10 protein-coding genes and 2 pseudogenes are annotated in these 8621 nt (G+C 72.1%); 6 read left to right on the top strand and 6 right to left on the bottom strand.

From position 1 onward, the window contains the following. Positions 1-322 precede the first annotated feature (322 nt). Positions 323-643 (top strand): hypothetical protein, encoded by a 321-nt coding sequence (locus TR49_RS39095; protein ID WP_152627714.1) that lies wholly within the window; start codon positions 323-325, stop codon positions 641-643. Positions 644-1161: 518 nt separating this feature from the next. Further along, positions 1162-2574, top strand: a complete 1413-nt coding sequence (locus TR49_RS39090) for a UDP-N-acetylmuramoyl-tripeptide--D-alanyl-D-alanine ligase (protein WP_042391159.1) — start codon at positions 1162-1164, stop codon at positions 2572-2574. Positions 2575-3073: 499 nt separating this feature from the next. Here TR49_RS39090 and TR49_RS39085 read toward each other — a convergent pair whose 3' ends face one another. Beyond that, entirely contained in the window at positions 3074-3382 is a 309-nt protein-coding gene (locus TR49_RS39085) for a MerR family transcriptional regulator (RefSeq protein ID WP_042391158.1), read from the bottom strand. A gap of 774 nt (positions 3383-4156) precedes the next feature. Here TR49_RS39085 and TR49_RS39080 point away from each other — a divergent pair. Next, the gene (locus tag TR49_RS39080; RefSeq protein WP_042391155.1) at positions 4157-4546 is read left to right on the top strand and encodes a GvpU-like protein; all 390 of its coding nucleotides are present in this window, start codon (positions 4157-4159) and stop codon (positions 4544-4546) included. On the opposite strand, the gene TR49_RS39075 is transcribed toward TR49_RS39080, so the two are convergent. Further along, on the bottom strand, positions 4531-4746 hold the full coding sequence (locus TR49_RS39075) for a hypothetical protein (RefSeq protein ID WP_042391154.1): 216 nt from the start codon (positions 4744-4746) through the stop codon (positions 4531-4533). The genes TR49_RS39080 and TR49_RS39075 overlap by 16 nt on opposite strands. Positions 4747-5069: 323 nt before the next feature. Between TR49_RS39075 and TR49_RS39070 the strand changes: the two genes are divergently transcribed. Together TR49_RS39070 and TR49_RS39065 are read left to right on the top strand one after the other, a co-directional pair. After that, positions 5070-5339 carry a hypothetical protein gene (locus TR49_RS39070; protein WP_042391152.1) on the top strand — a complete coding sequence of 90 codons (270 nt, stop codon included), beginning with the start codon at positions 5070-5072 and terminating at the stop codon, positions 5337-5339. Beyond that, entirely contained in the window at positions 5332-5580 is a 249-nt protein-coding gene (locus TR49_RS39065; protein WP_042391150.1) for a hypothetical protein, read from the top strand. Before TR49_RS39070 ends, TR49_RS39065 begins: the two co-directional genes overlap by 8 nt. 857 nt (positions 5581-6437) lie before the next feature. Here the strand turns inward: TR49_RS39065 and TR49_RS46970 are convergent. Together TR49_RS46970 and TR49_RS39060 are read right to left on the bottom strand one after the other, a co-directional pair. Further along, positions 6438-6821 (bottom strand): hypothetical protein, encoded by a 384-nt coding sequence (locus TR49_RS46970; protein ID WP_369405375.1) that lies wholly within the window; start codon positions 6819-6821, stop codon positions 6438-6440. 82 nt (positions 6822-6903) lie between these two features. After that, a complete protein-coding gene (locus TR49_RS39060) occupies positions 6904-7311 on the bottom strand; it encodes a nuclear transport factor 2 family protein (protein ID WP_042391147.1) in 408 nt (135 codons plus the stop codon). 247 nt (positions 7312-7558) lie between these two features. Here TR49_RS39060 and TR49_RS46965 point away from each other — a divergent pair. Next, positions 7559-7953: pseudogene (locus TR49_RS46965) on the top strand (carbonic anhydrase); the annotation flags it as partial. Here the strand turns inward: TR49_RS46965 and TR49_RS46220 are convergent. Together TR49_RS46220 and TR49_RS44310 are read right to left on the bottom strand one after the other, a co-directional pair. After that, a pseudogene (locus TR49_RS46220) lies at positions 7899-8071 on the bottom strand (phosphate signaling complex protein PhoU); the annotation flags it as partial. The pseudogenes TR49_RS46965 and TR49_RS46220 overlap by 55 nt on opposite strands. A 191-nt stretch (positions 8072-8262) precedes the next feature. Continuing rightward, positions 8263-8621 (bottom strand): hypothetical protein (locus TR49_RS44310; RefSeq protein ID WP_042391138.1); only part of this gene is annotated, 359 nt, incomplete at its 5' end.

The following is an 8621-nucleotide window of genomic DNA, read 5'->3' as shown; positions in this document are numbered from 1 at the left end:
AAACCGGAGTACAGAACGCCTCAACGAGGAGGTTAGGCCCGCGTGAGGAGGCTCCCACCAGTTCTGGCTGTTTTTGCAGGGGTGTTCCTGGTGGTCGCAGCTAGGGTCCTCTTCGCGGGGGAGGCTGTCCTGGAGCTCGCTGTCTCCTTCTCCAGTGCATTGGCGGTCGCTGAGCTGGGCGGGTCGTCGAGCGCTTGGCCGAGGAAGCGGTTTGTTCGAGGTGCTGAACCAGGGCTGCGGAGCCAGTCGCGTTCGGTTCCGTAACGCCGTCGTTCACTCGACTGCCGCACGGGAAGGGGAATTCGCTTGCGAGACTGCCGTCATGCCCAATCAGCACAAGAACCGACACCGCTCCATCGTCAGCCCCGACCTCGTCCCCTCAAGGGCCCTCGACACCCAGGCGCCGCCCGGCGGCCAGCAGGCAGTACCCGACGCCATCGAGAGGTTGCCGGAAACGGAACTCGCCTGGCTCGCCTCGCTCGCCATGACCCGCGCCACCAGCTCGCAGGCCCAGGACCTCCGACAGGCCTTCAAATGCGCCCGGGGACAGCGAGAGAGCACGGCCGATGGCTTTCGTAGGGTTGTGCAGCGCGCGTTCGAACTGCGCCCGCCGCTGCTGCGCGATCAGGACTTGAGCGGCTGACGCGTCCGTCGGCAAGGGGGCGGCGTCACCCGTTACGGCGGCGCGGGCAGCGACACGAATGTGGTGGCGCCCGCCCGCGAGCGCGCCGCCCCCGGCACCGTGCAGCACGAGGTGAGCGCCGGGGGCGTGCCGCGTGGAGTCGGGCACCACAGTGCGAAATGTTCCGCGGCCGCGTGGATCGGGGCCGGTGCGCACCGGGTCGAAGTCGACACCGACGCCGACCGCTACAACCTGGGCGCGCTCGCGCGGGCGGTCAAAGGAGCACCAGGCGCCGCTCGCGTCGTCGCCCATGCCGGGGACCCGCGCGCACGCAGACCGTGGACCGGCCGCTCCAACACGGTCGGCATAACCGTGACGCTGGCGCCCGCCGGTGCGCCGGTGCCAGCGTCACGCCGAACAGGCGCACTACCGGCGGGGCGGGTGAACGCGCCCGGGGCACGGACGAGTCTTCGCCGGGCGCGCCGGCGGCGGCGGTAGCTTCGTTGGAGCCGCAGTCCCACAGGAGCCAGGGAGCATCGATGATTGCGATGACGCTTGCCGAGATCGCCGATGTGACCGGTGGCACCCTGCACGACGCACCGGACGGCACGGTGCAGGCCACTGCGGGGATGGACTTCGACTCACGCGAGGTGCAGGTGGGCGGGGTCTTCCTGTGCCTGGCCGGTGAGCACGCGGACGGTCATGATTTCGCGGCCGCGGCGGTCAAGAACGGCAGCGCCGTGGTGCTGGCCACCCGGCCGGTCGGCGTGCCCGCGGTCGTGGTCGCGGATGTGCTGGCGGCCGCGGGCGCCCTCGCGTCCCACCTGGCCGGGCGGCTGACCGGGACCCGGTTCATCGGGATCACCGGGTCGAGCGGGAAGACCAGCACCAAGGACCTGATCGCACACGTGCTCGCCGCCGCCGGGCCCACCGTGGCCACGATCGGCAGCCACAACAGTGAGATCGGCACCCCGGAGACGGTCTCCCGCGCCGAGGCCGGCACGCGGTTCCTGGTGCTCGAGATGGGCGCCCGCGGCCTCGGCCACCTGCGCGCACTGACCCGCATGGTCCCGCTCGACGTCGCCTGCGTGCTCAACGTCGGCACGGCCCACCTGGGCGAGTTCGGCAGCCGTGAGACCATCGCGAAGGCCAAGGCCGAGCTCGTCGAGGACCTGCGGCCCGACGGCCTGGCCGTGCTCAACGCCGACGACCCGCGCGTGCGGGCGATGGCGTCGCGCGTCCGGGCCCGCGTCGTGCTGGTCGGCCGCACCCGCGACGCACACCTGCGAGCCGAGGACGTCGAGGTCGACGACCTCGGACGGGCCCGCTTCCATCTGGTGACCCCGGACGAAGGCCGGGCCGAGGTGGCGCTGCGGCTGGCCGGGGAGCACCACGTCGCCAACGCGCTGACCGCCGCCGCGGTGGGACGCGAGGCGGGCCTGAGCATCGACCGCATCGCCGCGCAGCTCTCCACGGCGAAGCCCGCATCGCGGTGGCGCATGGAGGTCACCGAGCGACCCGACGGCGTCACCGTGATCAACGACGCCTACAACGCCAACCCCGACTCGATGCGCGCCGGCCTGGAGGCGCTGAAGGCCATGGCCCGAGGCCGCCGGGCCGTCGCGGTCCTGGGCGAGATGCGCGAGCTGGGAGCCGAGAGCAACCGCGAGCACACCCGGCTGGGCGAGCTCGTCGCCCAGCTCGGCATCGCCCACCTCATCGCCGTCGGTGGGGCCGAGGCCCAGCTGATCGAGCAGGCGGCCCGGCGCGGCAACGTCGACACCGTCACCTGCGCGGACCCCCAGGCCGCCTCCACCGCACTGCGGCAGCTGGTGCGGGCCGGCGACGTGGTCCTGGTCAAAGCCTCACGCGCCGCCGGACTGCAGACCCTCGCAGAACACCTCGCGCAGCCCGACGACGCGGCCGCTGATCGCGACGGACACCCCGTCTGACCGCAGCTGACGAGCCGAAGACGCGGGGCGGCAGGCAGCGCCCGCATGCGACGTATGCCGGACAGTGGTCTGACGGCACCCGCTTGACAGCACCGCACAGGCCAACGGCACCCGGTCACCAGGAACCCTGCCGGGCACCGTGCCCGGCCTTGAGGCTTCTGATCCCGCTCATCCATCCTGAGCCCAGCACCCTGGGGATTGCCTGGGCCGCGCTGCTCGGGCCCGCGGTCAGGCGTAGCAGCCGCGGCACCGAGCCGCCGGCGCGTTGGAACCCGGAGACGAAGCTGGAGGACCTCGACATCCACCGGGCCGAATCGACACCACCGCCGCTGATCGACGACGCTACGTTTCGGCAGGGCCGGGCGCGTGGCTCGGCCGGCGATCATCCCCACGAGGTCGAAGGGGAGCTGCCGCGACAGGCCCGCCGGCAGTTCTACCTGCTTGCGTTTCGGTGCCGCCCAGCCGGGGCGGGGGTCGAGGAGGCTCCCATGGGGCGGTGCTACCGCGGGTGGTCGCGGCGCAGTTGTTCGTTGATGCGCAGGGCTTCTTCGAGTTGGTCTTCGAGGATGATGATGCGGCAGGCGGCCTCGAGTGGGGTGCCCTGGTCAACGATTTCCCGCGCGCGGGCGGCGAGGCGCAGTTGGTAGCGGGAGTAGCGGCGGTGCCCGCCGTCGGAGCGCTGGGGGGTGATCAGTTTGGCCTCGCCGAGAGCCCTGAGGAAGGCCGGGGTGGCGCCCAGCATCTCGGCTGCGCGGCCCATGGTGTAGGCGGGGTAGTCGTCGTCGTCGAATTTGCTCTCTGCGCTCATGTATCCGCCGTGGTCGGGTCCGTGGCGTGGGTGGACTGTCCCACTGGCACCTTCCTTCGTGTGAAACGGGTCGAGGGCCCCGGCGCGTGCTGCGCCGGGGCCCGGGGATAACGGGGATTCACTGCACCATCTACTGCACTACTGCCGGCATTCAACTCCGGCCTGCGGTGTCCGCGCTGCTCCGGGGTGCGGGCAGGTGCGGGGATCGCGTATGCGTGACCGAGGACCACCTCATTTCGTGACGATGGCTGCTGCGGTGACCGCCCGGCGTGTGGAACTGCTGCCGTGGCGGGCGATCCGACGGGGTGAACCCCTCTCCCTTCTCCTCTGGTGTGCATCGTGCTGACGTGCGGTACTGCGAACTGCCCGGCCACACCCGTCCTGCTGGTACTGCGTGGTGCGGGTGCTGCCGTTACTGCATTTCCTGCGCGTGCGCGACCGCCACCGTCGCGGACCCCACGCACCACCGGGCCCGTGACGCCTGGCAGGTCACCCGTCCTCCCCCGCGGCCCCTGTCAGAACCTGCCCCGAGGGAGGACGACTGCACGCCTGGTGCATCACTGCTGGGTACTGCTCGGGCAGTCCATGTCTGCCCGTCCTGCGACCTACGGTTCCAACACCAGGAAGATTACACAGGCCATCGCGTGATGTCTACTCTGGCCGTTGCAGGTTTTCGTGAGAACCCGCAGCACCTACAGTGCCGCCGCGCGCTCACCCGGGCCACACACCGGCAGAACCACGGGCGGCCTGCGGCGGGAACTATCCTCTGATGGCATGTCGAACCCTGATGGCCGGCTCGTCGACATCGCCGCAATGGTGGAGTCCGAGCACAGCAACCAGATGCCCCTGACCGTCGTCGTCCCCGGGGCCGTCATCACCGGCCGGCTGGCGCCCGAAAGCCTGTGGAACGCGCGCGTCGCCGAAGTCCTGGCCGCCTCAGAACATCTCAAGCCCTTCGCCGCCCTGTTCGCGCCACCCGCCGAGGACACCAGCAAGGCCGACGAGACGTCCGCGCCGCCCACACGGCCGACGCACCTGCACCTGCACCTCGCCCGCATCCTGCAGGGCAGCTACGGCCTGCCCCACACCGGAGGCATGTACCGCATCGCCATCGCCGACATCAGCAGCTGGACCGTGGGAGACCTCAGCTACAGCGACCAGTGACCCCGCACCAGGCCCTCGCGGCGACCCGCACGGCCCGGCCCCGACCGTCGGCGCGCTGCGCTCACGTCCTTGGGGAAGAGCAACGACTCCAGCGGCGGCCGCAACCACTTCGCTGTTCCGGGCGCGGGGCGGACGCGCATGCGCTCGTCCGGGCGGTCGCCGCCGGCCAGGCCGGTGATGTTGTACCAGTCGTCGCACACCTCCAGTGCTCCGGTCGCGGGCCGGTAGCGCCGCGGCCCGTTGCCGGCGCAACGGCCGACCGCGCGCCCAAGGCGAGAGCCTCCCACGCCGAAGTCCGTTCCCGGCCCGATCACTGACCCGCCCGGTGTCCCAGTGAGCTGACTGGGCGCCAAGAACCGTCCACGCAAGGCCTGGTGCATTGGCGGCTCTGGTCCGAAGGAGTGTCTTGTGCGATAAGCGGGCGCGGCCTGGGAATCGCTGACGGTGCTGTGCATGCGCAGGGCGTGCCCGGATTCGGCCGCGCCCGTCATCTCGTTGGAGGCAGGCCGTGAAAGGTATCCGTGTGACCGTGGTCGCTGTCGTCGCCGGAGTGTCGGCGCTGGGGGTGGTGGCTCCGGCCACCGCCCAGGCAGCGCCCCGGAGCGTGGCCGTGGTGCAGACCGACCACCACCGTCACTGCGACGGTGACCGTGACCGGGACGACTGGTTCTGCCGTTGTGACCGCGACCGTGACCGCGAAGACCGCGGGTGCCGTCACCACCACGGGGTCGAGGCGGGCGGCGGCGGCATGGCCGCACTGGTGGCCGCCCGGTCCTCGCACCTCGGTGCCTGACACCCCCGCGTTCGGTGGCGGCCGCCCGGGTACGGCCGCCACCACGGTCCTTCTCACGGCCTGCCTGCTCACCCCTGCCCTGGCCAGCTGCAGCAGCGGCCCGCAACGGCCCGCCACCCGGGCCCCCGGCGCGGCGCGGCCCGCCGCGTCCACCTCGCCGACCGCATCCGCCGCACCGACCCTCCGGCCGGCCTCGCCGATGCCGGCCCCGCAGCGGATCACCATCGCCCGCCCGGGCTGAACGCGCCACTCACGCCGACGGGCAGGCCGCAGACGGCACGGCCCCGCGAGTTCGCTGTAATCCCGTTCCCACACGATCGTGTGGGACACGCCGATAAAGGGCGTAAATACCGCAGTACGGCCGCTGTTGTCGTCGACGCTGTGCAGATGACCGACCAGCGCCGGCTTTTCGACTGCCCGGACATCGGGCCCAGCGGTGGCTCGCCGAGGACGCCGCACGGGCCGACACCGGCCCGTTCCAGATCCAGGCCCTGATCCACCGGAACGACGAGATCCTGCTGGTCGACGGCCACTGCGACGGCGCCTGGGCCGTTCCCGCCGCCTGGGTCCACCCCAACGCGACGGTCCCCGGCACCCTCCACTGGCTCTGCGCCACGCGCCTGGGCCTGACCGGCTGGGACGCGAACCTGGCCGCGACCGCCTCCTGCCGTCTGCCCGACGACAGCGAGGTCGTCCAGTTCTCCTTCGCCATCACCCTCGGCGACGGCGCGGAGCCGTCGTGGCCGGGCCGCACGCTGTGGTGGCACACCCGCACCAAGCCCCCGAAACTCCACCGCCCATCCCGGCCGCTCCTGGAACTGCTCTTCGGCCCCATGCCTGCCTGACGCTCAGCCGGGACGCTTCCACGCGGCTGTCCGCCGGATCTCGACCCACCACCCGACGGCGGCCCGCGGCTCAGGCTTCCTGCCAGCGTCCTCGCGCGCCGCGCCGTGGCACGGACAGTCACAGCCATACGGGCCGCAGCCGAGCGTGACGACCACGCTGACAGGGCAGGACGCCCCGGTCGTGCAGCCGGTCGCTCCGGTGCAGGCGCCGAAGTACGACGACGCCGGCGCCATCCACCTCAGCTGCCCCGGCTCAGCCCCTACGCAGCGCCGGAAGCGCCCCCTTCGCCTCGACATCCTCCTCGCTCACAGGACCTGTATCTCGCGGATCCGGTGCAGGTACTGGTGGCGTTCGGCCCGTAGCCCGGGCGTCCCCTCGACCTGCACCCGCGCCCGGCGACCCAAGCGCGGGTGCGAGTCCGCTTCCGGTGTCAGCCGGGGTCGCCGCGCAGGGGGAACCAGGCCCGGCGGTGGGGTGGTGGCGCCAGGAGTGCGGCGGGCAGTGCCAGGGCGGGGTCCAGGTGTGCACGCGCGGGGTGCCGGCGCGACGGCTGGGCCGGGAGGTCTGGGTGAGCAGCGGCCCCAGCACCGCGCAGACGGCCGCGAGCTCGTCCGCCGACGGGGGGCCGCGGACCACGTGCAGGGCCGGTCCGGCCTCGTTTGCGCTCGCGGGGTCCGGGCCGGTCCGGTCGGCGGGGGCAGGCGTCGGCAAGGGGGCGTCAGGTGTGGAAGAGCGGCACGACCTGCGCGGTGTCCTCGGTCCCGCGGTAGTGGACGATCAGGCCGTCGCGGAATGTGAACCAGTGGTGCAGGTCCATGGCCACGCTTTTGCCGCTGGCCCGGTGACGGGCCTTCAGCCGTACCACGGCCATGACGTCGGTGTCGTTCGCGGTGAACGTCACCGGGGTGAACTCGTCGACCTCCATGGACGAGCCGAACTCCTCGAAGAACGCACGCACCTCGGCCTTGCCCGTGCGCACGCCGTACCACGGCGCGCCGCCCGTCGATGCCGCCTCCGCGGCCCGGTCCACGTCGTCGCTGAGCGCGTCCAGGATGGTCGGCACGTCGCCGCGCCCGAACGCCTCGTAGACCGATTTGATGGTGGCGACGTTGGTGTCCGCGCTCATGACTTGCCTTCGCTGTGTCGACCTCGAACAATGCCGTCCTTGCGCTCACCGTATGCGTCGGTCTTCCGCCCGGTGGGACGCTCCGCCGGTGTCGCCCGGGCCGCCACTCGAACAGGCCCTCCCGGGCACGCTGCGCGCGTGCCGCTGCGCGAGCGACGGCCGCCGTGTGCGGGCGCGTCCCCTGCACACCCCCGTGGCGGCCGACAAGATCTTGGACATGCCCCGTGACCTGCCGCCCGCCGACGGCATCGAGTACGGGGTGAGAGTGCTGGGCTGCCCGCCGGTGGTCGTGGCCGGGCACGACTCCTGCGGCGCGGTCGCGCCCACCCGGGCCGCCGTGCAGGACGGCACGACCGCCGCAGGGTTCGTGCGGGACGTGGTCGAGCGGGTCACCCCCAGCGTGCTCGCGGCCCGCGCCGCAGGGCACACCAAGGACGCGGACTTCATCGACGAGCACGTCGGGTACAGCGTGGACCTGCTCCTGGACCGCTCCCACGGCCTCGCCCAGCTGTCGCCACGGGCCGCACCGAACAACCCAGGGCAGAGGCCCAGCCGCGAACCGGATGGACCGCGGAGCGGGCACCTACTTACGGGTGCCCTTCCCCGGTCAGCTCGCCAGCGTGCGTGCCGGTGACGAGGTAGACGACGCGCTCGGCGACGGCGACGGCGTGGTCGGCGAACCGTTCGTAGAAGCGGCCGGCCAAGGTGACTCGACGGCGTCTTCCACCCCGTGTCGCCAGCGGTCGTCCAGCAGCCGACGGAGCGATCGGTCGCACCTACGCCGAGGCTGGCCCCGCACCGGATCACCATCGCTCGCCTCGGCTGAACGCGCCGCTCACGCCGACGGGCAGGCCGCGGACGTCATGGCCGCGAGTACGCCGTTCTCCAGGCCCCACACGATCGTGTGCGGGACGCCAAGGACGGCGTACTCGCGGCCTCCTTGTGGGGCGGTCACAGTCCGGTGAGGGGGCCGGTGTAGACGAGTTCGGCGGTGGTGTGCTGGGCGCGGCGCAGGTGGGCGGTGGCCTGTTCGATCGCGGCGATCGCGCGTCCGAGTTCGGCGGCGATGTCGGCCTGGACCCGGGCGGGGACGGGTGGGTCGGACAGGACGGCGAGCTGGTCGTGGGGCATGGCGTTGATGGCCGCGGCGGTGTGGTGGAGTGTGAGGGGGAGTTGTTCGAGCAGGTGGGCGAGGGCGCCGAGGGTGTGGTGCGCGTCGGTGGGGTAGGGGTAGGCGTCCGGTCGGCTGGTGTGCTCGGTCAGGGCGCGGAGCTGGTCGGCGGCCAGGGTTGCGAGTTCGAGCGGGGTGG

It is taken from the genome of Streptacidiphilus melanogenes (assembly GCF_000787835.1).
GTDB classification, from domain to species: Bacteria; Actinomycetota; Actinomycetes; order Streptomycetales; family Streptomycetaceae; genus Streptacidiphilus; species Streptacidiphilus melanogenes.
Note: the sequence above shows the minus strand (reverse complement) of the source record. Positions and strands in the feature narration are given on the sequence as shown.